This window comes from Nocardioides aestuarii, from assembly GCF_039527245.1.
Classification (GTDB): Bacteria; Actinomycetota; Actinomycetes; order Propionibacteriales; family Nocardioidaceae; genus Nocardioides; species Nocardioides aestuarii.
The window spans coordinates 1-26,216 of the sequence record NZ_BAAAJT010000002.1 but is presented as its reverse complement, the minus strand read 5'-3'; the positions used below and the strand labels follow the sequence as shown (position 1 = coordinate 26,216).

Below are 26,216 nucleotides of genomic sequence, written 5' to 3'. Positions count from 1 at the left end.
CTCAGAAGGCCAGGCCGAGTCCGCGGTAGGTCTCGACGCGGTCGACGAACGCGCTGCCCGAGAGCAGCCGGACGTCGGTGCCGTGCTCGAAGAGCTCGCCGGACTTCGCGTGCCGGAACCACACCAGGTCACCGGTGCGCAGCCGCGAGGCACCCGGTCCGGTCAGCGGGGTCTGCACCTCGCCGGCGCCCTCGAGCCCGGTGAGGTGCAGGCCCTCCGGCAGCCACGGGGTCGGCAGCCGGTCGCGACCGGCGGCGCCCGAGGCGACCAGCCCGCCGCCGTGGACCGTCGCGAGGTCCGCCGAGGGGCGGCGTACGACGGGCACCGCGAAGAAGGCGGCCGGCCGGGGCTCGAACGACTGGTAGTGGTCGAAGAGCGTCGGGACCAGCAGTCCCGATCCCGCCGCGACCTCGGTCACGACCGGGTCGGCCGCGGTCGCCTCGACCGAGCCGCTCCCTCCCGCGTTCCAGAGCTCGAGGTCGACCAGCGGGGCCAGGGCGTCGGCGACCTCGCGACGTCGCGCCTCGAGCTGGCCGATCGAGGCCTGCTTGAGCCCGCGCACGACCAGCGATCGTGCGCGCTGGCGCGGCACGTCGTCGGGGAGACCCGCGACCTGCCCCTCGTAGGTCATGACTCCCACCAGCCGGAAGCCGCGGCGCTCGACGACCCGTCGGGCGAGCGAGACCACCTCGGCGGTGTCGTGGAGCGGTGAACGCTTCGGTCCGACGTGGCGCCCACCGACGTGGAGGCCCGCGTCCACGTCGATCGCGATCCGGACCGGGACGGCGAGGGAGCGGCGCACGGAGTCGACGACGTCGAGGTGGTCGGCGTGGTCGACCATGAGGGTGATCGCGGCGGCCGCTGCCGGTGAGGCGACCAGCCGTGCGAGGGCGTCGCGGTCGACGCTCGGGTAGGCGACCAGGAGGTCGTCCGTGACCCCCTGCTCGTGCAGCCAGAGCGCCTCGCGGAGGGTGTAGGAGAGCACCCCGCGGAACCCGTCGTGGGCGAGGGCACGACGGATCAGCGCCGGCACCCGCACCGACTTGGACGCGAGCCGGACCGGCGTGTGCCCGGCTCGCCGGACGAGGTCGTCGGCGTTGGCGTCGAAGGCGTCGAGGTCGACGACGAGCAGGGGGGTGGCGAGGTCCTCGCCGGCGTCGCGGGCGTCGGCGACAGCGGTCGCCAGACGACGCCCGAGCTCGCGCCGGGCGACGGGGGAGGGCCCCATCAGGTGATCCCGTGGCGCTTCAGGATGTCCTCGACGTCGCCGAGGTCGTCGTCGCCGAGCGCGGGCTCACCCTTGCCCTGGGACGAGGCAGGCAGCCCACGCTTCGGGCGGTCGTCGGAGGTCACGCCCCGGGCGCGTGAGCGCAACGCGGACGAGGTGCCGAGGAGGACCACGGACAGCCCGGCCAGCACGATGCCCGCCCAGACGAGGGGGCTCAGCACGAGCCCGGTGGCCCAGCTGGAGACGGCGCCGCCGATGCGGGTGAACATCTCCATCGTCCCGGTGAGCCACGCCGCGGGCGGGAGCAGCGTGAGACCGGCTCCCCGCAGGCCGGACGCCACGCCCCGGTGCCGGAAGGCATACCAGGTCCAGGCCGCACCGAGTGCGGTGAGCGCGGCCGTCAGTGCGGCCCAGGTGACCTCGTCCACGCCCCCAGCGTTCCACACGACCGGGGACGTGGACGTGAGGCTCAGGCCGATCGGCGCTCCCGGCGTGGCTCCGACGCCGGCTGCGGGCCGTCCCAGAGCCCTCGGCGCCGCAGCAGCGGCATCACGCCCTCGGCGAAGGAGTAGGCCTCCTCCACGTGCGGGTAGCCGGAGAGGATCAGCTCGTCGATCCCGAGGTGGTGGTACTCCTCGATGCGCTCGGCCACCTCCTCGTGACTGCCGACCAGGGCGGTTCCGGCGCCACCGCGCACGAGTCCCACGCCCGACCAGAGGTTCGGCGCCACCTCCAGCTCCCGGGCGGAGGAGTACGACGTACGGCCGCCGCGCAACGCGGTCATCCGCTGCTGACCGGTCGACTCGCTGGCCGACAGCGCCCGCTGGGCTGCCGCCACCGTCGCCGGGTCGAGCGTGTCGAGGAGCCACTGGGCGTGCTGCCAGGCGTCCTCGGAGGTGTCCCGTGAGAGCGTGTGGATCCGCAGTCCGAAGCGGAGCGTCCGGCCCTGCGCCGCCGCCAGCCCACGCATCCACGCGATCTTCTCCCGGACCAGCGCGGGCGGCTCGCCCCAGGTCAGGTAGACGTCCGCGTGCTTGGCCGCGACCGGTCCCGCGGGCCCGGAGGACCCGCCGAAGTAGACGTCCGGCGGCGTGATCCCGCCGCTGACCAGCGCCCCGGCCGCACGGAAGTAGTCGCCCTCGAAGTCGAAGGGTGCGTCCTGCCACGTGCCACGCACGACCGACAGGAACTCCTCGGTGCGGGCGTAGCGCACGTCCTTGGGGTCGGTGTCACCGAACCGCGCCTGCTCGGTCGGTTCGCCACCGGTCACCACGTTCAGCATCAGCCGGCCACCGCTGATGCGCTGGTAGGTCGCGGCCATCTGGGCGGCCAGCACCGGGTTGACGACCCCGGGCCGGAAGGCGACGAGGAACTTCAGCCGGGAGGTCTCGCGGATGAGGGCCGCGGTCGTGAGCCATGCGTCCTCGCAGAAGGTCCCGGTCGGAGTGAGCACGCCCTCGAAGCCGAGCTGCTCGGCGGTGCGGGCCACCTGCGCGAGGTAGTCGATGCTGGGCTCGCGGAAGCCGTCGGGCCCCCGGAAGGTCTCCCGGACGTCACGGACGTCGGTGGGCACCCCTTGTCCCGCGCCGACGAGCGACCGGCTGTCGCCCGAGGTGGGAAGGAACCAGTGCAGCCTGAGCTGTCGCTGTCGGTCACTCACCGGTCGCCACCTCGTTGAACTGGTCGGTGAAGAAGTCCGAGACGTCGAACTTCGCGGGGAACAGGCCGTTGTCGGCGAACGCGTCGGCCATCTCCTGCTCGGAGTCGACGACCTTCCCGTCGATCGGGACGACCTCCACGTCGCGCTTCTTCACCGCGGCGAGGGTGATCTCCTGCGAGAGGCCGGTCTCCTCCGCCCAGACCTCGGCCCACGCCTCCTGGTGGGTCCGCGACCAGACCTGGGCGCGTGCGATCCGCGCGAGGTAGTCCTCGAGCGCTGCCGTCGTGGCGGGGTCCTCCAGCGCCGCGTCGGACGCGACCTGGAACGTGTAGCCGTTGACGACGTCCTTGCCGGTGACGAGCACCTCCGCGTCGGCGTCGTGCTCCGCCTGCGAGGTGTAGGGCTCCCAGAGGGCCCACGCGTCGAGGTGGCCGCCCGAGAAGGCAGCGAGGGCGTCGGCGGGCTGCAGGTTCTGGATGTCGACGTCGTCGTAGGACACGCCGGCCTCGTCGAGCTGGGCGAGCAGGTGGTAGTTCGCCGAGGACCCCTCGGCGACGGCGACCTTCTTGCCCTCGAGGTCCTCGACGCCGTCGATGTCGCTGCCCTTCGGCACCACGATCGCGTCGCCGGTCCCGCCGTACGTCGCGCCCTGGACGACCTGGAACTCGCCCTTCGCGGCGGCGGCGAACAGCGGCGGCGTGTTGCCGACGCCGCCGACGTGGACGGAGCCTGAGTTCATGGCCTCCAGCAGCGGCGGCCCGGAGGTGAACTCCTGCCACTGGATCTCGTAGGGCACGTCGTTGAGCTCGCCGGCCGCTGCGAGGAGGGCCTTCGAGCCGCCCTTCTGGTCACCGACCACGAGCGTGACCTGCTCGAGGTCGACCGAGCCGTCGTCGGAGACGGCCGCCTCGTTCCCGGTGGCTGCGCCGCCGCAGCCCGTGAGGGTCAGGGCTCCGGCTGCGAGGACGGCGACGAGCCGGCGGTGGAGGGAGGGGAGGGGGTTCATGCTGCTCCTTGCTGGTGGTGGGGCTGGCGGTTCGGGTTCGGGGGGAGGGGCTGCACCCCGAGGGCGCGGAGGATCTCGGCGCGCGCGCCCGCGATCTCGGGGCGCGACGGGGCCCGGTCGGTGCGTGGCAGGTCGCCCACGTCCCAGGTGTGCGTGATCCGGCCCTGGTCCATCAGCACGATCCGGTCGGCCAGCGCGAGCGCCTCGTCGACGTCGTGGGTGACCAGGAGGATCGCCATCGAGTGGCGGCGCCACAGCTCGATGACCAGCTGGTGCATCTCGAGGCGGGTCAGCGCGTCGAGCGCGCTGAAGGGCTCGTCGAGCAGCAGCAGGGCCGGGTTGCTGACGAGTGCACGCGCGAGCGAGACCCGCTGTGCCTGCCCGCCGGACAGGCGGAGCGGCCAGCTCTCCCACTTCTCGGCCAGGCCGACCTCGGCGAGGGTGGCCTCCGCGAGCCGTCGCCGGTCGCGCCGTTCCTCGGCCGAGCCGGTGCTGAGCAGCGCGAGCTCGACGTTCTCGCGCACGCTGCGCCAGGGCAGCAGCCGCGGCTCCTGGAAGGCGACCGACGTGCGGCCGCCCACCTCGACCTCGTCGGCGGGTACGGGATCGAGGCGCGCGAGGCTGCGCAGGAGCGTCGACTTGCCGCAGCCGCTGCGGCCGAGCAGGACGACGAGCTCGCCGGCCTCGACGACGAGGTCGACGTCGCGCAGCACCTGCACGTCGCCGAAGGAGCGGTGGTGGCCGCGCACGCGCGCGGCGGGCGGGGGTGGGGTCAGGCTCGCCATGCGAGGGCCCTCCTCTCGAGATAGCGGACGACGGCGTCGGTGGTGAGGCCCAGCAGGCTGTAGACGGCCAGCCCGACGACGATGACGTCGGTCTGGAGGAAGTCCTTGGCGTGGAGGATCACGTAGCCGAGGCCGGCCGACGCGCTGATGGTCTCGGCGACGATGAGCGACAACCACGCGATGCCGAGGCTCTGGCGGAGGCCGACGAGGGTCTGGGGGAGCGCGCCCGGGATGACGACGTGCCGGATCTTCTGGGCCCACGAGAGGTGCATCGAGGTCGCGGCCTCGAGCACCAAGCGGTCGATGCCACGGATGCCGGCGACCGTGTTGAGGTAGAGCGGGAACGTCGCCCCCATCGCGATCAGCGCGATCTTGGGGGTCTCGCCGATCCCGAACCAGATGATGAACAGCGACACCAGGCCGAAGTGGGGCAGCGTGCGCAGCATCTGCATCGGTGGGTCGATCGCGTCCTCGCCGATCCGGCTGAGGCCGGCGACGACGGCGAGCACGAGACCGACGGAGGCGCCGATCGCGAAGCCGAGACCGACGCGCTGGACGGAGACCAGGGTGGCTGCTCCCAGCGTGCCGTCCTGCACGAGGCGCAGGAAGGTGGTGCCGATCTGCTGGGGTGATGCGAGCGTGCGCTCGTCCAGGGGGCCGGTGCTGCTGGCGAGCTGCCACAGCACCACGAGGACGACGGGGGAGACCCATCGCCTCCAGAAGGCGGGTCGTGGCCCGGGTCGTCGTCGGAGGCGTGGAGCGGTCGACGCGCCCGGGGTCGTGGTCGGGGAGGGGACTGTCGTGGACATGGCGCCCATGTCTACGGACTTAATACGATTAAATCAACTCAAACACTCGACTTTGAATGTGCGGGTTCTCACGCCGCCCCCGCTGGTGCCCGCACCACGGCGCTCGGGGACCATGGACGCCGTGACCACCGACCCCGAGCGCCAGATCCCCGATCCCGGCTTCGCGGGTGACGACGGCGCCCCCGACCCGGCGCTGCGGGCGGCCCTGGCGGCCCACGCCTCCGGCGAGGGCACGTACGCCGCCGCGCTGGCCGTGCTGCTCGGCAGTCGTGTCGTCGTCCCGGTCGTGGCGGTGGCCGGCGAGGTCGAGGTGGACGAGGCGGGACTCGCTCACGACAAGACCAGCGACATGGCCGCGGTGCTGATCGCCCGGCCCGACGGCCGGCGCGGCCTGCTCGCCTTCAGCGGTCTCGACGCGCTCGCCGCCTGGGACCCGGCCGCTCGGCCGGTCCCGGTGACGTCGCGGACAGCCGCGCGAGCTGCCGTCCAGGAGGGTGCCGTCGCCCTGCTGCTCGACCTGAAGGGGCCCCACCGGCTCGTCGTGGAGGGCGAGGACCTCCGTGCGCTGGCGGCGGGCTGGGAGCTGGCCAGCGTCGAGGGCCGCAGCGCCTGGATTCGCCCCGCCGGGGAATGAGCCGCTAAGGTTCTGCGTTGACCGATCAGTCCGCCACACCTGTGACGGGCAGATCCACAAGCGGGGACCAGCAGCATCACGTCTCCCACCCGCAGCGACCGCCACAGGTCGTCGGGTCCGGTCCCGGCACGAACCCGCCGCCGTCATGGGGCAGGGGACTGGCCGGTGGCACGTGCCGAGGTCGTGACAGCGACCGGGGCGACGTGGCGCGACTGGCTTCCGCTTGTGAACAGCGGAGGCCTTTTTTGTTGCCCGGCGCGAGCACGATGCCGGACGCGGGGAAGGACCTCCGACCGCGAGACACACTGGAGGACACATCAGCACCGAGCTGCGCATCAACGAGCGGATCCGGGTACCCGAGGTCCGGCTCGTGGGACCCAACGGTGAGACCGTGGGGATCGTCCCGACCGACCAGGCCCTCAAGCTGGCCCAGGAGGCCGACCTCGACCTCGTCGAGGTGGCGCCGATGGCCCGCCCGCCGGTCTGCAAGCTCATGGACTACGGGAAGTTCAAGTACGAGAACGCCCAGAAGGCCCGTGAGGCGCGTCGGAACCAGACGAACGTCATCATCAAGGAGATGAAGCTCCGGCCGAAGATCGACCAGCACGACTACGAGACCAAGAAGGGTCACGTCGTGCGGTTCCTCAAGGCCGGCGACAAGGTCAAGATCACGATCATGTTCCGTGGTCGCGAGCAGCACCGGCCCGAGCTGGGCTTCCGGCTGCTCCAGCGGCTGGCCGAGGACGTCGACGAGCTGGGCTTCGTCGAGTCCTCCCCCAAGCAGGACGGCCGCAACATGGTCATGGTCCTGGGGCCCCACCGCAAGAAGGCCGAGGCCAAGGCGGAGGCCAAGGCGGCCAAGGAGAACAAGGCCGCCGAGCGTGCGGCGAGCGAGGCCGAGGAGGCCGAGTTCCGCGCCGCCCACCGTCCCGGTGGCAAGAAGGAGCGGGGCCGCTCCGAGAACCTCGACCCCGAGATCGACGCCTGAGCAACCCTGAGCCTCGACGTAGATCCAGGCCGAACGTCAAGTAGGAAGAGACACACCATGCCGAAGAACAAGACGCACTCCGGTGCCAGCAAGCGCTTCCGGGTGACCGGGTCCGGCAAGATCCTTCGCGAGAAGGCCGGCAAGCGCCACAACCTGGAGAAGAAGCCCTCCAAGGTCACCCGACGCATGACCGGCACGACCGAGCTCGCCAAGGCCGACGTCAGCCGCGCCAAGAAGATGCTGGGTCGCTGACCCAACCCCACCCCCTGTCGGTGGTCTGGGTAGATCCTGAGCGGACGCCTGGAGACCAGCGGCCCCATACGTGAGCAGCACGTGAGCAACAAGGAGTAAAGAGATGGCACGCGTCAAGCGCGCAGTGAACGCCCACAAGAAGCGTCGGACCACCCTCGAGCGGGCCTCGGGCTACCGCGGCCAGCGGTCGCGGCTCTACCGCAAGGCCAAGGAGCAGGTCACCCACTCGCTGGTCTACAGCTACAACGACCGCCGCAAGAACAAGGGCAACTTCCGCCGCCTGTGGATCCAGCGCATCAATGCCGCTGCCCGCGCCCAGGGCATGACCTACAACCGGTTCATCCAGGGCCTCGGCCTCGCCGGCATCGAGGTCGACCGCAAGATCCTGGCCGACCTCGCCGTCAACGACATCGCCGCGTTCAACGCGCTCGTCGAGCAGGCCAAGGCGGCCCTGCCCGAGGACGTCAACGCTCCGAAGGCCTCCTGAGGCTTGACCCCACAGCAGCCCCTGGCCGCGAGCAACGCTCGGGTCAAGGACGCACGACGGCTCAGCCGCCGCTCGGCACGCGCCGAGCGGCGGCTGTTCCTCGCTGACGGCCCGAAGGCCGTCGAGGGCGCCCTGGCGGTGCCCGACTGCGTCGTGGAGGTCTTCGCGACGCCGGCTGCTCGCGAGCACCACGCCGGACTGCTCGGCGGTGCACCCGTGACGCTCGTCGACGACCGCGCGATCGCCGCGCTCTCCGACTCCGTCAGCCCAGCCGGCCTGGTCGCGGTGTGCCGGTTCCTCGACCTCCCGACGGCCGAGGCGTTGACCGACGCCGACCTGGCGGTGCTGTGTGCCGACGTCCGTGATCCCGGCAACGCCGGCACGGTCGTGCGGACCGCAGACGCGGCCGGCGCTGCCGCCGTCGTCCTGGCGGGCGACTCGGTCGACGCCTACAACCCAAAGACGGTGCGGGCGAGCGTCGGCAGCCTGTTCCACCTGCCCGTGGCGGTCGAGCGCGACGTCGGCGCCGCCGTGCGCGCCGCTCAGGACGCAGGGCTGGTCGTCCTCGCGGCGGACGGCGGGGGTGAGGTCGACCTGTTCGCGGCCGACGACCTGCTGCGCGGTCCGGTCGCCTGGCTCTTCGGCAACGAGGCGTGGGGTCTGCCCGACGACGTGGCTGCCCTGGCCGACCACCGGGTGCGGATCCCGATCGCCGGCGCGGCGGAGAGCCTCAACCTCGCCACCGCCGCGGCGGTCTGCCTCTACGCCACCGCCCGCGCTCGTCGTTAGGGTCGGGGCGTGGACCCCACTCCGAGCGCCCAGCAGCTCGCCGACGGGCTGCCCGACGGGGTGGTCGTCGCTGCGGCCGACGCGACGGTCGTGCTCGTGTCCGCCGTCGCCGGCCGGATGCTGGGCGTGGACCCGGTCGGGGCGGTCGGGCGGCCGCTCGACGAGGTGCTCCGGCTCACCGACAACGAGGGTCGCGACTGGTGCGCCGAGAACCAGCCGTTCGGCGGGCTCGCCACCCGCACGGGGGTCCCCGAGCAGTCGTGGCTGCTGCCCAACGGCACCGAGGTGCTGACGACGGCCAGCATCGCCCGCCCGTCGCGTGGCGCGCCGGTCGAGCAGGTCGCCGTGGTCGTCCGTAGTGGTCGCGGCCGCGCCCGGCTCGACCGTGAGCGGTCCGACCTGGTCGCCACCGTCGCCCACGAGCTGCGCTCGCCCCTCACCGGCGTCAAGGGGTTCGTCCAGGCGATGCTCAACCGCTGGGACCGGCTCTCGGACGAGCAGAAGAAGCTGATGCTCACCACGGTCCACGCCGACTCCGACCGGCTCTCGCGGCTGATCGCCGAGCTGCTCGACGTCGCGCGCATCGACACCGGCCGGCTCTCGCTGCAGCCGCGTCCGAGCGACGCCGCGGTGCTGGTCGGACGCGTCGTCGACTCCGTGTCGGCCGGCAGCGCCCGGCCCGTCGCCCTCGACGCACCCGACGGGTTGCCGCGCGTGCTCGCCGACCCGGACAAGTTCACCCAGGTCGTCACCAACGTCGTCGAGAACGCGATGCGTCACGGCGCCGGCGACGTGACGGTGTCGTTGTCGTCCCTGCCTGACGGGGCCGACCACCCGGGAGTCCGGATCGTGGTCGAGGACGAGGGCGACGGGATCCCCCTGGAGATGCGGCGCCGCGTCTTCACGAAGTTCTGGACCGGAGGTGCGCGCGGGGGATCCGGTCTCGGCCTCTACCTCGTGCAGGGGCTGACCCGCGCCCACGGTGGCTCGGTGGTCCTCGGCGATGCCGACGACGGAGGTGCACGGGTCACGATCGAGTGGCCCGCGGCCGACGTCCCCGACGTCACTCCCGTGTGACGGGTGGCGCGTCCCGCCGCCCGGCGTACAGCACGCCCTCCCGCGACTTCACCGTCGCCACCAGCACGAAGCTCATCGACACCAGCAGTGCCCAGGAGCCCACCTTGGACGTGTGCACCGCCTCCCAGACGTCGACCTGACCGGGATACTTCCAGGCGTCGAGGAACGTCGCCGCGTTCTCGGCCAGCCAGAGGAACAGGCCGATCAGCAGGAACGACACGGACAACGGCATCCGGTGGCGCTCGGGACCCACGGTGAAGTGGACCCGGCAGCGCCAGAGCACGGCGACCATCGCGACGGCCAGCAGCAGCCGGACGTCGGGCAGGTAGTGGTGGGTGAAGAAGTTGGCGTAGATCGCGACGGCGACCGCCGTCGTCGCGACCGGCGGGTAGTGGGAGACCCGTAGGTCGAAGTTGCGCCACGCCTGGCAGATGTAGGAGCCGACGGCGGCGTACATGAAGCCGGAGAACAGCGGTACGCCGCCGACCCGGAGCACGCCGTCGCCGGGGTAGGACCACGACCCCTGCGCGACCTTGAAGACCTCCAGAGTGAGCCCGAGCAGGTGGAAGCCGCAGATGACCAGGACCTCGCGCCAGGTCTCCAGGCCGAGTGCCCAGAAGCCGAGCGTGAGGCCGACGCACCACAGCAGCAGGAAGTCGTAGTCCGCGATCGGCAGCGGCACCAGCCAGGCGATCGCCAGCCCGGCGAACACCCCGGCGGCGAACACGCAGGAGCGCGCCTCGAGCCACGCGAACCGCACCAGCTGCCCCCACCACACCCGGCGGAGCGTAGCCACGGGACAAACCGGTTCGTCGCAGCGGCACGGCACTTCCTAGACTCGGGGCCATGTCCGGACCCAACACCGACTACGACCCCGTGGAGGTCACCGCCTTGAAGCCCGAGGAGGTCGAGGCCGCGCGCGACGCGGCGCTGGCCGCGATCGCAGCAGCCGGTGACCTCGAGGAGCTCAAGCAGGTCCGGCTCGACCATGCCGGCGACCGGTCGCCGCTCGCCCTCGCCAACCGCGAGATCGGGGCGCTCCCGCCGCAGGCGCGCAAGGAGGCCGGCCAGCGGGTCGGCCAGGCCCGTGGCGCGGTCAACCAGGCGCTCGCCTCACGCACCGAGGTGCTGCAGGCCGAGCACGAGGAGCGGATGCTCGTCGAGGAGACCGTCGACGTCACCCTGCCGGTCGACCGACGCGCGCGGGGGAGCCGCCACCCGCTGACCACCGGAGCCGAGCGGATCGAGGACATCTTCGTGGCGATGGGGTGGGAGGTCGCCGAGGGTCCTGTCGTCGAGGCGGAGTGGCTGAACTTCGACGCGCTCAACCTCGGCGCCGACCACCCGGCGCGCACCATGCAGGACACCTTCTGGACCGAGCCGGCCGACCACCACCTCGTGCTGCGCACCCACACCTCACCCGTGCAGGCACGCACGATGCTGACGCAGGCGCCGCCGATCTACGTCGTGTGCCCGGGCCGGGTGTTCCGCACCGACGAGTACGACGCGACCCACAGCCCGATGTTCCACCAGGTCGAGGGTCTCGTCGTCGACGAGGGCATCACGATGGCCCACCTGAAGGGGTCGCTCGACCACTTCGCCGGCCGCATGTTCGGCGAGGGCATCGCCACGCGCTTCCGGCCGTCCTACTTCCCGTTCACCGAGCCGTCGGCCGAGGTCGACCTGCGCTGCTTCGTCTGCCGAGGAAGTGGGACCAGCGTCGACGGCCTCGACTCGTGCCGCACGTGCCGCGGCGAGGGCTGGATCGAGTGGGGCGGCTGCGGCGTGGTGAACCCGCGCGTCCTCACGGCGTGCGGCATCGACAGCGAGCGCTACACCGCCTTCGCCTTCGGCATGGGCATCGACCGCACCCTCATGTTCGCGACGGGTGCCGCCGACCTGCGTGACTTCTTCGAGGGCGACGTCCGCTTCTCGTCCTCCTTCGGAACGGAGATCTGAACCCGTGCGTGCCCCCGTGTCCTGGATCCGCGACCACGTCGACCTGCCCGACGACCTCGACGTCGAGACGCTGGCCGACGCGCTGACCGACCTCGGCCTCAAGCTCGAGGCGCTCGAGCGGCCCGGCGACCAGATCTCCGGTCCGCTCGTCGTCGGTCGCGTCCTCACGATGGACCCCGAGCCCCAGAAGAACGGCAAGACGATCAACTGGTGCACGGTGGACGTCGCGGACGCCAACGGGTCCGGCGAGCCGCAGGGCATCGTGTGCGGTGCCCACAACTTCGCGCCGGGGGACCTGGTCGTCGTCGTCCTCCCGGGCGGGGTGCTGCCGGGGAACTTCGAGATCTCGGCGCGCAAGACCTACGGCCACGTCTCGGCCGGCATGATCTGCTCCGCTCGCGAGCTGGGCCTCGGCGAGGACCACGACGGCATCATCGTGCTGCCGGCCGACGCGGGTCGGCCCGGCGAGGACGCCCGGCCCGTCCTCGGGCTCGACGACACCGTCATCGAGTTCGAGATCAACCCCGACCGGGCCTACGCGCTGTCGCTGCGCGGCGTCGCCCGCGAGGCCGCACTCGCGTTCGACGCGCCCTTCCACGACCCGGTGGAGCGCGAGACGCCCCCGGCCGACGACGCCGGTCACCCGGTCGTCGTCGACGACGCCGAGGGGTGCCCGGTGTTCGTCGCCCGCACCGTCTCCGGCTTCGACCCCTCCGCGCCCACCCCCGACTGGCTGGCGCGTCGCATCACCCAGGCGGGCATGCGGCCGATCTCCTTGGCCGTCGACGTGACGAACTACGTGATGCTCGAGACCGGGCGACCGATCCACGGCTACGACGCCGACAAGGTGCAGGGCGCGATCGGCGTACGCCGTGCCCGCGAGGGTGAGCGCCTGACGACGCTCGACGGCACCGACCGTGCACTGTCGGTGGAGGACCTCGTCGTCACCGACGACTCCGGCATCATCGGGCTCGGCGGCGTCATGGGCGGTGAGGACACCGAGATGTCCGCGACCACCACCCGGGTGCTGGTCGAGGCGGCCCACTGGGACGCGACCTCGATGTTCCGGACCGGACGGCGCCACAAGATCACCTCCGAGGCCGGCAAGCGCAACGAGCGCGGGGTCGACCCGACGATCTGCGAGGCGGCTGCCGACCGGGTCGTCGAGCTCCTGACGACCCACGGCGGGGGCACGGTGGAGCCCGGGGTCACGGTGGTCGGCACCCCGCCCGCGCCCACGACCGTCACCATGCCCGTCGACCTGCCGGCCCGGATCACGGGCATGGACATCGACGAGGCCACCACGGTGCGCCACCTCGAGGCCGTCGGGTGCGAGGTCGCGGTGGAGGGCACGAGCCTGACCGCGACGGTCCCGCCGTGGCGGCCCGACGTCACCGACCCCTACGACCTCGTCGAGGAGGTCGCGCGGATCGTGGGCTACTCCCACGTGCCGTCGGTGCTCCCGCCTGCTCCGTCGGGCCGCGGGCTGACGCCGCGGCAGAAGATGCGCCGCCGCGTCGGCCGGACGCTCGCGGGCGCCGGCTTCGTCGAGGTGGTCAGCTTCCCGTTCGTGGGGGCCCGGGATCTCGACGCGCTCGGGCTGCCGGGCGACGACGAGCGTCGCCACGTCCTGTCGCTGGCCAACCCGCTGTCCGCGGAGGAGCCGTCGATGACGACGACCGTCCTTCCGGGGCTCCTCAAGGCCGTCGCCCGCAACACCGGACGCGGCGCCCACGACCTCGCGCTGTTCGAGCTGGCCACGGTGACCCTGCCCCATACGGGCGAGGGCACGACGATCCTGCCCGTCGACCACCGTCCGAGCGACGGCGAGCTCGACGACCTCGTGAAGGCCGTGCCGGACCAGCCGCTCCACCTCGGGGTGGTCGCGACGGGCGAGAGCAGTCCCGCCGGCTGGTGGGGCCAGGGTCGGACGGTCGACTGGACCGACGCCCTCGCCGCGGTCCGCGAGGTGGCCGACGCCCTGGGCGTCGAGGTCGCCGTGCGTCCGGCCTCCCGGGCGCCCTGGCACCCGGGCCGCTGCGCCGAGGTGGTCGCGGGCGAGAGCGTCGTCGGCTGGGCCGGCGAGCTCCACCCGCGGGTGTGCACGGCCTACGGCGTCCCGGCCCGCACGGTCGCCGCCGAGGTCGACCTCGACGTCCTGCTCGCGCTGGCGCCGGAGTCGGTCGTCGCTCCGCGCTTCTCCCACTACCCGGTCGCCAAGGAGGACGTCGCGCTCGTGGTCGACGCGGCGATGCCTGCGGCCGACGTGGAGTCGGCGTTGCGTGACGGTGCCGGCGCGCTGCTGGAGTCGATCCACCTCTTCGACGTCTACACCGGTCAGCAGGCGGGTGAGGGGAAGAAGTCCCTCGCCTACGCCCTGCGGTTCCGCGCGCCCGACCGCACGCTCGCCGAGGGTGAGGCCGCGGCGGCCCGCGACGCGGCGGTGGCGATGGCGGTCGAGCGCTGCGGCGCCGTGCAGCGCGCCTGACGGCCGGTCACCGCAGCCGGCGACCCCGCAGCGTGGTGCCGTCGGTGTAGGCGACCATCCGGTTGAAGACGGCGTTGGCGGTCGTGAGCGACGCGGGGGCGGGCGACGGCATCTCCTCCAGCACGGAGAGCGCCCGCCGTCCCGTCTCCGAGCCGAGGGCGGCCGCGGCCTGCGCGGAGACGACCGCGGCGTCCCGGACGATCTTGCCGTCGACGCTCCACAGCGCCTCGAAGTGGCGCTCGGGATCGGCGACGGCCTCCTGACCGGGGAGCTCCCACGCGACGAGGGCGGCGGCGAGCGTGGGGGAGTCGTGGACGACGATCCACTCCCGGAGCAGCGGCGAGTCCGGGGGGAGTGCGACCTTGGCGGGCGCGCCGACGTCGTCGTGGGTCTCGAAGTCCGCCATGGCCAGGCTGCACCGGGCCGTCCTGGCGAGCTCCTCCCACCGACGCTGCGACTGCCCGAAGTAGCGGCCGCGCTGGAAGGTGCCCACGAGCACCCCGCGCGAGGCCGAGGCGGTGGCCTCGTCCTCGATGGCCCACGACAGCGCCAGCAGCGTCCGCTTGGTCAGGGTGTACGACGCCAGTGCCGGGTGCCGTTGGGCGAGGGCGGCGTAGACCGAGCCGGTGGACGTGACGTCCTCCGCGCGCTGTGCTGACTCGATCGCCTGCTCGAGCCGCATGCCGCGCTCACGCTCGTGCAGCACGCGTTGCACCGCCCGCACGTGCGCGCCGGTGTAGCGACGATGCCCGCTGGGCAGGCGGATCGGCTCGGGGAAGCCGAAGCGGGTCTCCCACATGCGCAGCTGCTGCGGGGTCAGCCCGGTGTGGCTGGCGAGCTCGCCGATGGTGAGCAGGGTGTCGTCGTCCGGGGTGGTCATCGAGTCGGACTCTGCCACCAGGCCTTGTGCGGTGGAGACGGGTGTGGACATACTCGCAGCATACTTCAACAACCTGTTGAAGAACCTGTGGAGATTGAGGAGTTCGAGATGAGCGAGAGCACGAGCCGGGCCGGTGACGTCGTCGACTGGAGCGACCTGGGTCGCGAGATGTGGTCGTTCCTCACCGGTCGACGCGCCGCGATCAACTACCAGTTCGTCGACATGGCGGTGGAGGTGCCGCGCGACACCGGCCCACAGGCGCCGCGGGCGACGTGGAAGATCGACGGCACGCTCCGTATCTCCAGCGAGGACGACACGACCCGCGGCGCGGCGTGAGCCGGCTGCGCACCCGGGTCGAGGCCGACGTCTGCTTCGCGGTCGACACGCCCGACCACGCGCGGGTCACGGGCTCGTTGACCGGCAGCGGGAGCCGCTTGGAGCTGCGGGTGTCCGACCCGGCCGCCTTCGCCGGTGGCGCGGACGCGGCCGGGGTCCGGCGGCTCGCCGACGAGCTCGCCGACCTCGGCCTGGTCATCCGGGTCTGTGACGGCGACGGCGTGCCGCTCGTCGCCCTCGGTGACGTCCGCACTCCCTGGTGGCAGCGACCGATGACGCGCAGCCCTCACCTCCGGGTCGCCGGCCTCCACGGGCTGGGTGCCGCCGCGCGCGGGCGGCTGCGCCGCGACGGCGCCCGGCTGCCCGGCTCCGGCCTCCTCCCGCCGACCACGCCCTACCCCGTGGCGCCGACCTTCCTGCGGCGCCCGGTCCGCCGCGTCACCACCACCCACGACCCCGCGCGCGGCGGGGGCCCGCGACTCGTCGAGGTGCCCGTCGACGGCGTCACGCGCACGGACCATCCGGTCCACTGGCTCCAGCGCGACACCACGACGATCGGGAGCGACCCGTCGTGCGACCTGGTGCTGCCGGGACTGGCGCCCCTCCACGCCGAGGTGCGCCACGACGAGCGCGACGAGTTCGTGCTGGTGGCCCACCACGCCGATGTCCGCGTGCACGGGGAGCGGGTCACCACCAAGGTGCTGCGCACCGCCTCGCGGGTCGACCTCGGCCCGCGCACTCTCACGTTCGTCCGCGAGGAGTACGCCGACCACGGTCGCCCCTTCGGTGGCAGGATCGGCGGTGAGCTCGGGGTCCAGCGGCGGCAGCCGCCGCGACCGGCCGTCGGGGGCGACTGACCCGACTGGCGAATATCATTCGCTGACATGTATGGTCATGCAGCATGACGTTCAGCGTTGCAGTGGCCGGTGCCAGTGGCTACGCCGGGGGTGAGGTGCTCCGGCTCCTCCTCGGCCACCCGGAGGCGGAGATCGGGGCGCTGACGGGCGGCTCGAACGCCGGTGAGCGGCTGGGGGTGCTGCAGCCCCACCTCGTGCCGCTGGCCGATCGGGTGCTCCTCGAGACCACCCCGGAGACCCTCGGGGATCACGACGTCGTGGTCCTGGGCCTGCCGCACGGCCAGTCGGGTCCGCTCGCCGCAGCGCTCGGCGACGACACCGTGGTCATCGACTGCGGCGCCGACTACCGGCTCGAGGACGCGGCGCTGTGGGAGAAGTTCTACGGCGGCGAGCACGCCGGCTCGTGGCCCTACGGCCTGCCCGAGCTCCCGGGGCAGCGCGAGCAGCTGCGCGGGGCCCGCCGGGTCGCCGTCCCCGGCTGCTATCCGACCGTCTCGACGCTCACGATCGCCCCGGCCCTGGCGGCCGGTCTCGTGGAGCCGGAGGTGAGCGTGGTCGCGGCCTCGGGCACCAGCGGTGCCGGGAAGGCCGCGAAGCCGCACCTCCTCGGCAGCGAGGTCATGGGCAACGCCAGCGCCTACGGGGTGGGCGGTGTCCACCGCCACACGCCCGAGATCATCCAGAACCTGGGCCGGGTCAGCGACGCCGGCGTCCGGGTGAGCTTCACCCCCACCCTCGTGCCGATGTCCCGCGGCATCCTCGCCACCGTGTCGGCACCCCTGGCCGAGGGCACGACCGCCGCGGCCGCCCGTGAGGCCTACGCCACGGCCTACGGTGATGAACCGTTCGTCCACCTGCTGCCCGAGGGGCAGTGGCCGCAGACGCAGTCGGTCCTCGGCTCCAACGCCGTCCACCTCCAGGTCACCGTCGACGAGGCGGCCGGCCGGCTGGTCGCCGTCGGGGTGGTCGACAACCTGGCCAAGGGCACGGGGGGCGCCGCGGTCCAGTGCCTCAACCTCGCGCTCGGGCTCGAGGAGACGACCGGCCTCACCACCGTGGGGCTCGCGCCGTGAGCGGCGCCCACGTGGGCCTGGTCCGCCACGACGAGTCGCTCGCGGTGGTCCGGCTGGGTGCTGGCAGCGAGGTGCCGGACTGGGCGACCTCCTCGACGCTGCTCTCGGTGACGGCCACGGCCGAGGAGACCTCGGTGGTGTGCGCGGCCGCCGCCGTGCCGCCTCGCGCCACCAGCGAGGGCCCGTTCACGGCGTTCCGGGTCGCCGGCACCCTCGACTTCGCCCTCACGGGGGTGCTCAGCGGGCTGCTCGCCCCCCTTGCCGACGCCGGCGTCTCCGTCTTCACGATCTCGACCTACGACACCGACTGGGTGCTGGTCCCGGTGGCGCGCGCCGACGAGGCCGCCGCCCTGTGGACCGACGCAGGCCACCCTGTCACGACCGCCGTCCAGGAGGACCCCGCATGACCACCACCCACCCCCGGGGGTTCCGGGCCGCCGGCGTCGCCGCCGGCCTGAAGTCCACCGGTGCCAAGGACGTCGCGCTCGTCGTGAACGACGGTCCCCGACACGACAGCGCCAGCGTCTTCACGGCCAACCGCTGCAAGGCCAACCCGGTGCTCTGGAGCGAGCAGGTCGTCCAGGACGGTGTCGTGCGCGCCGTGGTCCTGAACTCCGGCGGCGCCAACTGCTACACCGGCCCCGACGGGTTCCAGACGACCCACGCCGTCGCCGAGCGGGTCGCCGACCACGTCGGCATCGGCGCCGGTGACGTCGTGGTCTGCTCGACCGGCCTGATCGGCCTCGCCAACGACCGCAACCAGGTCCTCGCCGGCGTCGACGAGGCCCACGCCGCCCTCGACCCCGACGGCGGCCCCGACGCGGCCGAGGCCATCATGACCACCGACTCGGTCAGCAAGCAGGTCGTCGTCGACGGCGCCGGCTGGAGCGTCGGGGGCATGGCCAAGGGCGCGGGCATGCTGGCCCCCCAGCTGGCGACGATGCTCGTCGTCCTGACCACGGACGCGGTGGTCGACGCCCCCGACCTCGATCGCGCGCTGCGCGCCGCGACACGGGTCAGCTTCGACCGCCTCGACTCCGACGGCTGCATGTCGACCAACGACACCGTCACGGTGATGGCCAGCGGGGCCAGCGGCATCACGCCGAGCCTCGACGACCTCACCGATGCGCTCACCCGCGCGTGCACCGACCTCGCGATGCAGCTGCTGGCCGACGCCGAGGGCGCCGACCACGAGATCGCGATCACCACCCTGGGGGCGGCCTCCGAGGACGACGCCGTCGCCGTGGGCCGCAGCGTCGCCCGCAGCAACCTCTTCAAGGCCGCCGTCTTCGGCAACGACCCCAACTGGGGTCGTGTGCTCGCCTCGATCGGCACCACCGACGCCGTCTTCGACCCCGCCGACCTCGACGTCGCCATCAACGGCGTCTGGGTCTGCCGGGAGTCGACCCCGGCCGCCGACCCCGCCGGTGTCGACCTCACGGGCCGGGAGGTCACGGTGACCATCGACCTCAAGTCCGGTGACGCCCGCGCCACCGTCTGGACCAACGACCTCACCCACGCCTACGTCCACGAGAACAGCGCCTACTCCTCATGAGCGAACTGAACGAGATGACCGACAAGCACGAGAAGGCCTCCGCGAAGGCCCGCGTCCTCGCGGGCGCGCTGCCCTGGCTGAAGCGCTACCACGGCAAGACCGTCGTGGTGAAGTACGGCGGTAACGCGATGACCGACGACACCCTCAAGCGGGCTTTTGCCGAGGACATCGCCTTCCTCCGGTTCGCCGGCTTCAAGCCCGTCGTCGTCCACGGGGGCGGACCCCAGATCTCCAGCATGCTCGACAAGCTCGGGATCGAGTCGGAGTTCCGCGGTGGCCTGCGGGTGACGACCCCCGAGGCGATGGACGTCGTCCGGATGGTGCTCGTGGGCCAGGTCCAGCGCGAGCTGGTCGGGTTGATCAACGACCACGGGCCGCTGGCCGTCGGGCTGTCCGGCGAGGACGCCGGCCTGTTCACCGCCAAGCCCACCAACACGATCGTCGACGGCGAGGAGGTCGACCTCGGCCTCGTCGGCGAGGTCGCCTCGGTCCGACCGGAGGCGGTGCAGGACCTCGTCGAGGCCGGACGGATCCCGGTGATCTCGAGCGTCGCTCCCGACGCCGAGGGCCGCGTCCACAACGTCAATGCCGATACCGCGGCCGCCGCCCTCGCGATCGCCCTGGGTGCCGAGAAGCTGCTGGTGCTCACCGACGTCGAGGGGCTCTACCGCGACTGGCCGGACAGCGACGACGTCATCCAGGAGATCAGTCCCGAGTCGCTGGCCGAGCTGATGCCCTCGCTGGCGAGCGGGATGGTGCCGAAGATGCAGGCGTGCCTGAACGCCGTCACCGGTGGTGTCGCGAAGGCGACGGTGGTCGACGGCCGAGAGCCCCACTCGGTGCTTCTCGAGCTGTTCACCGACGAGGGCATCGGCACCCAGGTGCTGCCGGGCGTGACGACCAAGCTGCGGAAGGCGATGGCATGACCTACCTCGACCGCTATCCCGAGGCCCTGATGAACACCTTCGGGCCGCCCCGCCTCGCGCTCGTGCGGGGCGAGGGCGCCCATGTGTGGGACGAGTCGGGACGCGAGTACGTCGATCTCTTCGGCGGCATCGCGGTCAACGCCCTCGGCCACGCGCACCCGGCCCTGGTCGAGGCGGTGACGACCCAGCTGCGGACGCTGGGCCACGTCTCCAACTTCTTCGCCACCGGCCCCCAGGTCGAGCTGGCCGAGCGGCTGCTCGCCCTGGCGGGTGGACGCGACGGCCGGGTGTTCTTCTCCAACTCCGGCACCGAGGCCAACGAGGCGGCGTTCAAGCTCACGCGGCAGACCGGACGCACCCACGTGGTCGCCGCCGAGGGCGCGTTCCACGGCCGCACGATGGGCGCGCTCGCACTGACCCACAAGGCCGCCTACCGCGAGCCGTTCGAGCCGCTGCCCGGCCACGTCACCTGGGTTCCCTACGGAGACGCCGAGGCGCTCGCCGCCGCAGTCACCGACGAGACGGCGGCGGTCGTGCTCGAGCCGATCCAGGGGGAGGCCGGCGTGGTGGTGCCGCCCGACGGCTACCTCGCGGCCGCCCGCACGATCACCCGAGACCGCGGCGCCCTGCTGTGGGTCGACGAGGTCCAGAGCGGCATCGGCCGGACGGGGGAGTGGTTCGCCCACGACAGCGAACTCGCACCCGACGTGATCACGCTGGCCAAGGGGCTCGGCGGTGGCATCCCCGTCGGGGCGACGGTCGCCCTGGGCGAGGCGGCCTCGCTGCTCGGACCCGGCAACCACGGCACCACCTTCGGCGGCAACCCGGTCGCGTGTGCCGCCGCGCTGGCGGTGCTCGACACCATCGAGAAGGAGGGCCTGCTCGACGCCGTCGTCGCCCGCGGCGCCCGGCTCTCCGAGGTGCTGCTCGCGGCCGACGAGGTCACGGACGTGTCCGGGCGGGGCCTCCTGCTCGCAGCCCAGCTCGCCGACGAGACCGCAGCCGCGGTCGTCCAGCGCGGCCAGGAGCGGGGCTGGCTGCTGAACAACACCGGTCCCGACCGGCTCCGCTTCGCCCCGCCGCTGACGATCACCGAGGCGGACGTCGCGGCCTTCGCCACGGCCTGGCCGGGCATCGTGGCCGATCCCGGAGACGCCTGATGACGCGCCACTTCCTCGCCGACGACGACCTCTCGCCCGCCGAGCAGGCCGAGGTGCTCGCGCTCGCCGCCGCGGTCAAGGAGTCGCCCTTCGACCACCGGCCGCTGGCCGGCCCCCGGACCGTGGCGATGATCTTCGACAAGCCGACGCTGCGCACCCAGTCCTCGTTCGCGGCCGGCATCGCCGAGCTCGGCGGCTATCCGATGCTCGTCGACGGCACCCTCGCCGGCATCGGGGTGCGTGAGTCCGTCGCCGACGTGGCGCGGGTGCTGGGCCGGCAGGCGTCCGCCGTCGTCTGGCGGACCTTCGGCCAGGACCGCATCGAGCAGATGGCGGACCACGCCGGCGTGCCGGTCGTCAACGCCCTGACCGACGACTTCCACCCCTGCCAGCTGCTCGCCGACCTGCTGACCGTGCAGGAGCACCGCGGGTCGCTCGCTGGCCAGCAGGTCGCGTTCGTCGGCGACGGCGCCTGCAACATGGGCAACTCCTGGCTGCTCGCCGGCGCGACCGCCGGGATGCACGTGACCGTCGCCGGCCCCGAGGGCTACGTCCCCGACCCGGCGATGGTCGAGCGCGCTGCCGCGATCGCCGCCACGACCGGGGGATCGGTCGCCGTGGGCCACGACCCGGTCGCGGCCGTCGAGGGTGCCGACGTCGTCGTCACCGACACCTGGATCTCGATGGGCAAGGAGGAGGAGGCCGCGCGGCGTCTCGAGGCCTTCGCCCCCTGGTCGGTCACCACCGAGCTCTTCGGGCGGGCCGCGGACGACGCGATCCTCCTGCACTGCCTGCCGGCCTACCGCGGCAAGGAGGTCGACGCCGAGGTCATCGACGGACCGCGCAGCGTGGTCTGGGACGAGGCCGAGAACCGGCGCCACGTCCAGAAGGCCGTGCTCGCCTGGCTCCTGGGAGGCGCGACGCCGTGACCGATGCAGCCCTCCGTCCGACGACCAAGAACGCCCGGCACCAGCGGATCGTCGAGCTCGTCTCCCACCACGAGGTCAGGTCCCAGACCGAGCTCGCCGAGCTGCTGGCGGCCAGCGGCCTCCACGTCACCCAGGCCACCCTGAGCCGCGACCTCGTCGAGCTCGATGCCGTCAAGGTGCGGGGTCACTCCGGCGCCCTCGTCTACGCCCTGCCCGGTGAGGGCGGCGACCGTCGGCCCACGGCGCCCGGGGAGAGCGGCGTGATGACCACGCGCCTGGCCCGGCTGTGCAGCGAGCTCCTCGTCAGCGCCGAGGCCAACCAGAACCTCGTCGTCCTCCGGACGCCGCCGGGCGCCGCGCAGTATCTCGCCAGTGCCTTCGACAAGGCCGAGCTGCCCGACGTGCTGGGCACGATCGCCGGCGACGACACCGTGCTCGTCATCGGCCGCGAACCCGGTGGTGGCGACGCGCTTGCCCGACGATTCGTGGCGCTCGCGGGCGCCCACCCCTCCGCCTGAACCACCTCTCCGACCCCCGATCTGCACCGAAGGAACCACCTGTGAGCAAGGTCCTGACCTCCCTGCCCTCCGGCGAGCGCGTCGGCATCGCGTTCTCCGGCGGCCTCGACACCTCCGTCGCCGTCGCCTGGATGCGCGACAAGGGCGCCGTCCCCTGCACCTACACCGCCGACATCGGCCAGTACGACGAGCCCGACATCTCGGGCGTGCCCGACCGTGCGCTGCTCTACGGCGCGGAGATCGCCCGCGCCGTCGACTGCCGCCGACAGCTGGTCGAGGAGGGCCTGGCCGCGATCGCCTGCGGCGCCTTCCACATCCGCTCCGGCGGTCGTGCCTACTTCAACACCACCCCGCTCGGTCGCGCGGTGACCGGCACGATGCTGGTGCGCGCCATGCACGAGGACGGCGTCGACATCTGGGGCGACGGCTCGACCTTCAAGGGCAACGACATCGAGCGGTTCTACCGCTACGGCCTGATGGCCAACCCCGAGCTGCGCATCTACAAGCCGTGGCTGGACCCCGACTTCGTCTCCGAGCTCGGTGGCCGCTCGGAGATGAGTGAGTGGCTGACCGAGCACGGCCTGCCCTACCGCGACTCCGCCGAGAAGGCCTACTCCACCGACGCCAACATCTGGGGCGCGACCCACGAGGCGAAGACCCTCGAGCACCTCGACGTCTCGCTCGAGACCGTCGAGCCGATCATGGGCGTGAAGTTCTGGGACCCGGCCGTCGAGATCGAGACCGAGGACGTGACGATCGAGTTCCACGAGGGACGTCCGGTCGCGATCAACGGCACCACCTACGACGACCCGGTCGCGCTGGTCTACGAGGCCAACGCGATCGGCGGTCGGCACGGCCTCGGCATGAGCGACCAGATCGAGAACCGGATCATCGAGGCGAAGTCGCGCGGCATCTACGAGGCGCCCGGCATGGCGCTGCTCTGGGCGGCCTACGAGCGGCTGATCAACGCCGTGCACAACGAGGACACCATCGCGCAGTACCACGCGGACGGCCGCCGCCTCGGCCGGCTGCTCTACGAGGGCCGCTGGCTCGACCCGCAGGCGCTGATGCTCCGCGAGGCGATCCAGCGGTGGATCGCCTCCCTGGTCACGGGGGAGGTGACGCTGCGGCTTCGCCGGGGCGAGGACTACACCGTGCTCCGCACCGACGGTCCGGCCTTCTCCTACCACCCGGACAAGCTGTCGATGGAACGCACCGAGAACGCCGCGTTCGGCCCGCTCGACCGGATCGGCCAGCTCACGATGCGCAACCTCGACATCGCCGACTCCCGCGCCAAGCTCGAGATGTACGCCGGTCAGCCGCTCGACCAGGGCCAGGTCCTCGTCGAGAACGGCACGCTCTACGGCGCGATCGAGCCCGGCGGCTACGACCGGATCACCCGCAACCCGCAGGCCGAGGGCGACGACAGCGAGGCCGCGCTCGACCACGCGGCGATGGAGTACGGGACCGACTGATGACCGACCAGCCTGTCGACCAGCCTGTCGACCAGCCTGCCGACCAGCACGGCACCAACGAGGGCAAGCTCTGGGGCGGCCGCTTCGCGGGCGGGCCGTCCCCGGAGCTCGAGGCGCTGTCCCGCTCGACCCACTTCGACTGGCGGCTCGCGCTCTACGACATCGCCGGCTCCCACGCCCATGCCAGGGCCCTCGCGACCGCCGGCTACCTGACGGCGGAGGACGAGGCGGAGATCCACCGGGGTCTGGACGTGCTCGCGCGCCGCTGGTCCGAGGGCGCCCTCCACCCGGCCGCGTCCGACGAGGACGTCCACGGCGCGCTCGAGCGGCTGCTGCTCGAGGAGGTGGGTCCCGAGGTCGGTGGCCGGCTGCGCGCGGGGCGCAGCCGCAACGACCAGATCGCGACGCTGTTCCGGTCGTTCCTGCTCGACCACTCCGGCGTGGTCCAGGGCCTGCTGCTCGACCTGGTCGACGCGATCGCGGCGCAGGCCCGCGCCCACCTCGACGTGATCATGCCCGGCCGCACCCACCTCCAGCACGCGCAGCCGGTGCTGCTGTCCCACCACCTGCTCGCCCACGCCTGGCCGCTGCTGCGCGACGTGCAGCGCCTCGAGGACTGGCGGCGGCGTACGTCGGCCGAGTCTCCCTACGGCGGGGGAGCGCTGGCCGGCAACAGCCTCGGTCTCGACCCGGAGCTGGTGGCGACGGAGCTCGGGTTCGCGGGCCCGGCCGTGAACTCCATCGACGGCACCGCGTCGCGCGACTTCGTCTCCGAGCTCGCCTTCGTGTGTGCCCAGGTCGGTGTGGACGTGAGCCGGCTGGCGGAGGAGCTGATCCTGTGGTCGACCCGGGAGTTCGACTTCGTCGAGCTCCACGACTCGTGGTCGACGGGGTCGAGCATCATGCCCCAGAAGAAGAACCCCGACATCGCCGAGCTCGCCCGCGGGAAGGCCGGCCGCCTCGTCGGCAACCTGACCGGGGTCCTCACCACGTTGAAGGCACTCCCGCTCGCCTACAACCGTGATCTCCAGGAGGACAAGGAGCCGGTCTTCGACTCCGTCGACACCCTCGAGGTGCTGCTGCCGGCGATGACCGGCATGGTCGCGACACTCCGCTTCAACACGGCGCGGATGGCTGAGCTCGCTCCCCAGGGATTCTCCCTCGCGACCGACGTCGCGGAGTGGCTGGTCCGGGAAGGGGTGCCGTTCCGGGTCGCCCACGAGGTCGCGGGTGCGTGTGTTCGCCGCTGCGAGGAGCTCGGCGTCGAGCTCGCGGACCTCACCGACGACCAGCTCGCCGACATCGCGCCCCACCTCACGCCCGCGGTCCACGACGTCCTCACCGTCGAGGGATCGGTCGCGTCGCGCGACGGGCGCGGCGGGACCGCTCCGGACCGGGTACGGGAGCAGCTGCACCTCCTCCAGTCGACCGCGGCCGCCCTCCGTGGCGACGCCGGCTGACCTGACCGTCCTGGAGGGGCCGGCCGACCGGGTCGCGCCCCTCCTGCTCGGTGCGGTGCTGCGGCACGACGGCGTCGCCGTGCGGCTGACGGAGGTCGAGGCCTACGGGGGTGCCGACGACGCGGGGTCCCACGCGTTCCGCGGGCGGACGCCGCGCAGCTCGGTGATGTTCGGACCCCCGGGCCGGCTCTACGTCTACTTCACCTACGGCATGCACCACTGCGCCAACGTGGTCACCGGGCCCGAGGGGTCGGCGTCCGCCGTGCTGCTCCGCGCCGGCGACGTCGTCGAGGGCCTCGACCTGGCCCGGTCGCGCCGCCCGGGCGCGTCGGACCGCGACCTCGCCCGGGGTCCCGCGCGGCTGTGCCGCGCGCTCGCACTGACCCGCGAGCACGACGGTGTCGTCCTCGGGGAGGGAACGGTCGAGCTGGTGCCGGGACCTCGTCCGCGGGTCTGGGAGACCGGTCCGCGCGTGGGCCTGCGGGAGGCTCCCGACCGGCCGTGGCGGTTCTGGCTCCCGGGGGAGCCGAGCGTGAGCGCCTACCGGCCGGCAGCGCGGCGGCCACGCCGGGCCGGGGGGCGCGCGTCGGAGGAGTGACCCCCGATTTGTGGGCCTCCCAGGCCGCTGCTACTGTTCTTCTCGTTGCGCAAGCGACTCCCCGAACCGGGGCCGACAGGTCAAGGTCCGGGGTTCTGCATGTGAGACGCCGAGAGGATGTCGCCCCGAGTTGACGGGGTGGGGCCGGACCGGTAAGTTTCTGCAGGTTGCCCCCAGCGCCCAGCCGAGAGGCTGAGACTGGTGTGCGTCTGATGTTTGAGAACTCAACAGTGTGTTTGATAGTCGATGGAATTAGTTTGTGTGACCTGTCGGCGAGCCGTGGTTTT

At 72.5% G+C, this 26,216-nt stretch carries 28 protein-coding genes; 20 read left to right on the top strand and 8 right to left on the bottom strand.

Going from position 1 to position 26,216, the window contains the following annotated elements; translation table 11 throughout:
* Window position 1 precedes the first annotated feature (1 nt).
* From ABD091_RS00155 to ABD091_RS00130, 6 genes are read right to left on the bottom strand one after another with little or no spacing between them, the layout of a single operon-like run.
* Window positions 2–1,228, bottom strand: coding sequence for an amino acid deaminase/aldolase (locus ABD091_RS00155; protein ID WP_343915078.1), 1,227 nt, complete (start codon window positions 1,226–1,228; stop codon window positions 2–4).
* A complete protein-coding gene (locus ABD091_RS00150) occupies window positions 1,228–1,656 on the bottom strand; it encodes a hypothetical protein (RefSeq protein WP_343915077.1) in 429 nt (142 codons plus the stop codon). Before ABD091_RS00150 ends, ABD091_RS00155 begins: the two co-directional genes overlap by 1 nt.
* A gap of 41 nt (window positions 1,657–1,697) precedes the next feature.
* Entirely contained in the window at window positions 1,698–2,888 is a 1,191-nt protein-coding gene (locus ABD091_RS00145) for an LLM class flavin-dependent oxidoreductase (RefSeq protein WP_343915076.1), read from the bottom strand.
* Window positions 2,881–3,894: an ABC transporter substrate-binding protein gene (locus ABD091_RS00140; protein WP_343915075.1), complete on the bottom strand. Its 1,014-nt coding sequence runs from the start codon at window positions 3,892–3,894 to the stop codon at window positions 2,881–2,883. The genes ABD091_RS00145 and ABD091_RS00140 overlap by 8 nt, the downstream gene beginning before the upstream one ends.
* A complete protein-coding gene (locus ABD091_RS00135) occupies window positions 3,891–4,679 on the bottom strand; it encodes an ABC transporter ATP-binding protein (protein WP_343915074.1) in 789 nt (262 codons plus the stop codon). The genes ABD091_RS00140 and ABD091_RS00135 overlap by 4 nt, the downstream gene beginning before the upstream one ends.
* On the bottom strand, window positions 4,667–5,488 hold the full coding sequence (locus tag ABD091_RS00130) for an ABC transporter permease (RefSeq protein ID WP_343915073.1): 822 nt from the start codon (window positions 5,486–5,488) through the stop codon (window positions 4,667–4,669). The genes ABD091_RS00135 and ABD091_RS00130 overlap by 13 nt, the downstream gene beginning before the upstream one ends.
* Before the next feature lie 121 nt (window positions 5,489–5,609).
* Here ABD091_RS00130 and ABD091_RS00125 point away from each other — a divergent pair, with 121 nt between their 5' ends.
* The 6 genes from ABD091_RS00125 to ABD091_RS00100 all read left to right on the top strand — a co-directional run bounded on the left by ABD091_RS00125 (window position 5,610) and on the right by ABD091_RS00100 (window position 9,715).
* Complete coding sequence (locus ABD091_RS00125; protein ID WP_379189188.1) at window positions 5,610–6,122, top strand: SseB family protein; 513 nt, start codon at window positions 5,610–5,612, stop codon at window positions 6,120–6,122.
* Window positions 6,123–6,438: 316 nt separating this feature from the next.
* Complete coding sequence (gene infC / locus ABD091_RS00120) at window positions 6,439–7,110, top strand: translation initiation factor IF-3 (RefSeq protein WP_343920835.1); 672 nt, start codon at window positions 6,439–6,441, stop codon at window positions 7,108–7,110.
* 57 nt (window positions 7,111–7,167) lie between these two features.
* The gene (gene rpmI / locus ABD091_RS00115) at window positions 7,168–7,362 is read left to right on the top strand and encodes a 50S ribosomal protein L35 (protein ID WP_343915071.1); all 195 of its coding nucleotides are present in this window, start codon (window positions 7,168–7,170) and stop codon (window positions 7,360–7,362) included.
* 103 nt (window positions 7,363–7,465) lie between these two features.
* A complete protein-coding gene (gene rplT, locus ABD091_RS00110) occupies window positions 7,466–7,849 on the top strand; it encodes a 50S ribosomal protein L20 (protein ID WP_343915070.1) in 384 nt (127 codons plus the stop codon).
* A gap of 3 nt (window positions 7,850–7,852) precedes the next feature.
* The gene (locus tag ABD091_RS00105) at window positions 7,853–8,638 is read left to right on the top strand and encodes a TrmH family RNA methyltransferase (RefSeq protein ID WP_343915069.1); all 786 of its coding nucleotides are present in this window, start codon (window positions 7,853–7,855) and stop codon (window positions 8,636–8,638) included.
* Between the two features lie 9 nt (window positions 8,639–8,647).
* Window positions 8,648–9,715 (top strand): sensor histidine kinase, encoded by a 1,068-nt coding sequence (locus tag ABD091_RS00100; RefSeq protein ID WP_343915068.1) that lies wholly within the window; start codon window positions 8,648–8,650, stop codon window positions 9,713–9,715.
* On the opposite strand, the gene ABD091_RS00095 is transcribed toward ABD091_RS00100, so the two are convergent.
* Window positions 9,702–10,493 carry a DUF817 domain-containing protein gene (locus ABD091_RS00095; protein ID WP_343915067.1) on the bottom strand — a complete coding sequence of 264 codons (792 nt, stop codon included), beginning with the start codon at window positions 10,491–10,493 and terminating at the stop codon, window positions 9,702–9,704. The genes ABD091_RS00100 and ABD091_RS00095 overlap by 14 nt on opposite strands.
* Window positions 10,494–10,561: 68 nt before the next feature.
* Between ABD091_RS00095 and pheS the strand changes: the two genes are divergently transcribed.
* Together pheS and pheT are read left to right on the top strand one after the other, a co-directional pair.
* Window positions 10,562–11,674, top strand: coding sequence for a phenylalanine--tRNA ligase subunit alpha (gene pheS, locus ABD091_RS00090; protein WP_343915066.1), 1,113 nt, complete (start codon window positions 10,562–10,564; stop codon window positions 11,672–11,674).
* Between the two features lie 4 nt (window positions 11,675–11,678).
* A complete protein-coding gene (gene pheT / locus ABD091_RS00085) occupies window positions 11,679–14,162 on the top strand; it encodes a phenylalanine--tRNA ligase subunit beta (RefSeq protein ID WP_343915065.1) in 2,484 nt (827 codons plus the stop codon).
* Between the two features lie 7 nt (window positions 14,163–14,169).
* Here the strand turns inward: pheT and ABD091_RS00080 are convergent, their stop codons facing one another.
* Window positions 14,170–15,042, bottom strand: coding sequence for a DICT sensory domain-containing protein (locus tag ABD091_RS00080; protein WP_343915064.1), 873 nt, complete (start codon window positions 15,040–15,042; stop codon window positions 14,170–14,172).
* Window positions 15,043–15,150: 108 nt separating this feature from the next.
* On the opposite strand from ABD091_RS00080, the gene ABD091_RS00075 reads away from it, so the two are divergent.
* Genes ABD091_RS00075 through ABD091_RS00020 form a run of 12 tightly spaced genes read left to right on the top strand, consistent with a single transcriptional unit; the run spans window position 15,151 to window position 25,929 of the window.
* Window positions 15,151–15,378 (top strand): hypothetical protein, encoded by a 228-nt coding sequence (locus tag ABD091_RS00075; RefSeq protein WP_343915063.1) that lies wholly within the window; start codon window positions 15,151–15,153, stop codon window positions 15,376–15,378.
* On the top strand, window positions 15,375–16,235 hold the full coding sequence (locus ABD091_RS00070; RefSeq protein WP_343915062.1) for an FHA domain-containing protein: 861 nt from the start codon (window positions 15,375–15,377) through the stop codon (window positions 16,233–16,235). Before ABD091_RS00075 ends, ABD091_RS00070 begins: the two co-directional genes overlap by 4 nt.
* Window positions 16,236–16,279: 44 nt before the next feature.
* Window positions 16,280–17,308, top strand: coding sequence for an N-acetyl-gamma-glutamyl-phosphate reductase (gene argC, locus ABD091_RS00065; RefSeq protein WP_343915061.1), 1,029 nt, complete (start codon window positions 16,280–16,282; stop codon window positions 17,306–17,308).
* The gene (locus tag ABD091_RS00060) at window positions 17,305–17,715 is read left to right on the top strand and encodes an ACT domain-containing protein (protein ID WP_343915060.1); all 411 of its coding nucleotides are present in this window, start codon (window positions 17,305–17,307) and stop codon (window positions 17,713–17,715) included. The genes argC and ABD091_RS00060 overlap by 4 nt, the downstream gene beginning before the upstream one ends.
* On the top strand, window positions 17,712–18,863 hold the full coding sequence (gene argJ, locus ABD091_RS00055) for a bifunctional glutamate N-acetyltransferase/amino-acid acetyltransferase ArgJ (RefSeq protein ID WP_343915059.1): 1,152 nt from the start codon (window positions 17,712–17,714) through the stop codon (window positions 18,861–18,863). The genes ABD091_RS00060 and argJ overlap by 4 nt, the downstream gene beginning before the upstream one ends.
* The gene (gene argB, locus ABD091_RS00050) at window positions 18,860–19,789 is read left to right on the top strand and encodes an acetylglutamate kinase (RefSeq protein ID WP_343915058.1); all 930 of its coding nucleotides are present in this window, start codon (window positions 18,860–18,862) and stop codon (window positions 19,787–19,789) included. The genes argJ and argB overlap by 4 nt, the downstream gene beginning before the upstream one ends.
* Entirely contained in the window at window positions 19,786–20,949 is a 1,164-nt protein-coding gene (locus tag ABD091_RS00045) for an acetylornithine transaminase (RefSeq protein ID WP_343915057.1), read from the top strand. Before argB ends, ABD091_RS00045 begins: the two co-directional genes overlap by 4 nt.
* Window positions 20,949–21,878 (top strand): ornithine carbamoyltransferase, encoded by a 930-nt coding sequence (argF, locus tag ABD091_RS00040; RefSeq protein WP_343915056.1) that lies wholly within the window; start codon window positions 20,949–20,951, stop codon window positions 21,876–21,878. Before ABD091_RS00045 ends, argF begins: the two co-directional genes overlap by 1 nt.
* Window positions 21,875–22,396, top strand: coding sequence for an arginine repressor (locus ABD091_RS00035; RefSeq protein WP_343915055.1), 522 nt, complete (start codon window positions 21,875–21,877; stop codon window positions 22,394–22,396). Before argF ends, ABD091_RS00035 begins: the two co-directional genes overlap by 4 nt.
* A gap of 41 nt (window positions 22,397–22,437) precedes the next feature.
* The gene (argG, locus tag ABD091_RS00030; RefSeq protein WP_343915054.1) at window positions 22,438–23,871 is read left to right on the top strand and encodes an argininosuccinate synthase; all 1,434 of its coding nucleotides are present in this window, start codon (window positions 22,438–22,440) and stop codon (window positions 23,869–23,871) included.
* Window positions 23,871–25,331, top strand: a complete 1,461-nt coding sequence (gene argH, locus ABD091_RS00025; RefSeq protein ID WP_343915052.1) for an argininosuccinate lyase — start codon at window positions 23,871–23,873, stop codon at window positions 25,329–25,331. Before argG ends, argH begins: the two co-directional genes overlap by 1 nt.
* Window positions 25,315–25,929, top strand: coding sequence for a DNA-3-methyladenine glycosylase (locus ABD091_RS00020; RefSeq protein WP_343915051.1), 615 nt, complete (start codon window positions 25,315–25,317; stop codon window positions 25,927–25,929). Before argH ends, ABD091_RS00020 begins: the two co-directional genes overlap by 17 nt.
* Window positions 25,930–26,216 lie beyond the last annotated feature (287 nt).

Coding starts and splice junctions, on each gene's coding strand:
- ABD091_RS00155 (WP_343915078.1), bottom strand. CDS start 1,228: ATGGGGCCCTCCCCCGTCGCCCGGCGCGAGCTCGGGCGTCGTCTGGCG.
- ABD091_RS00140 (WP_343915075.1), bottom strand. CDS start 3,894: ATGAACCCCCTCCCCTCCCTCCACCGCCGGCTCGTCGCCGTCCTCGCA.
- ABD091_RS00135 (WP_343915074.1), bottom strand. CDS start 4,679: ATGGCGAGCCTGACCCCACCCCCGCCCGCCGCGCGCGTGCGCGGCCAC.
- ABD091_RS00130 (WP_343915073.1), bottom strand. CDS start 5,488: ATGTCCACGACAGTCCCCTCCCCGACCACGACCCCGGGCGCGTCGACC.
- rpmI (WP_343915071.1), top strand. CDS start 7,168: ATGCCGAAGAACAAGACGCACTCCGGTGCCAGCAAGCGCTTCCGGGTG.
- rplT (WP_343915070.1), top strand. CDS start 7,466: ATGGCACGCGTCAAGCGCGCAGTGAACGCCCACAAGAAGCGTCGGACC.
- pheS (WP_343915066.1), top strand. CDS start 10,562: ATGTCCGGACCCAACACCGACTACGACCCCGTGGAGGTCACCGCCTTG.
- ABD091_RS00080 (WP_343915064.1), bottom strand. CDS start 15,042: ATGACCACCCCGGACGACGACACCCTGCTCACCATCGGCGAGCTCGCC.
- ABD091_RS00075 (WP_343915063.1), top strand. CDS start 15,151: ATGAGCGAGAGCACGAGCCGGGCCGGTGACGTCGTCGACTGGAGCGAC.
- argC (WP_343915061.1), top strand. CDS start 16,280: ATGACGTTCAGCGTTGCAGTGGCCGGTGCCAGTGGCTACGCCGGGGGT.
- argJ (WP_343915059.1), top strand. CDS start 17,712: ATGACCACCACCCACCCCCGGGGGTTCCGGGCCGCCGGCGTCGCCGCC.
- argB (WP_343915058.1), top strand. CDS start 18,860: ATGAGCGAACTGAACGAGATGACCGACAAGCACGAGAAGGCCTCCGCG.
- ABD091_RS00045 (WP_343915057.1), top strand. CDS start 19,786: ATGACCTACCTCGACCGCTATCCCGAGGCCCTGATGAACACCTTCGGG.
- argF (WP_343915056.1), top strand. CDS start 20,949: ATGACGCGCCACTTCCTCGCCGACGACGACCTCTCGCCCGCCGAGCAG.
- argH (WP_343915052.1), top strand. CDS start 23,871: ATGACCGACCAGCCTGTCGACCAGCCTGTCGACCAGCCTGCCGACCAG.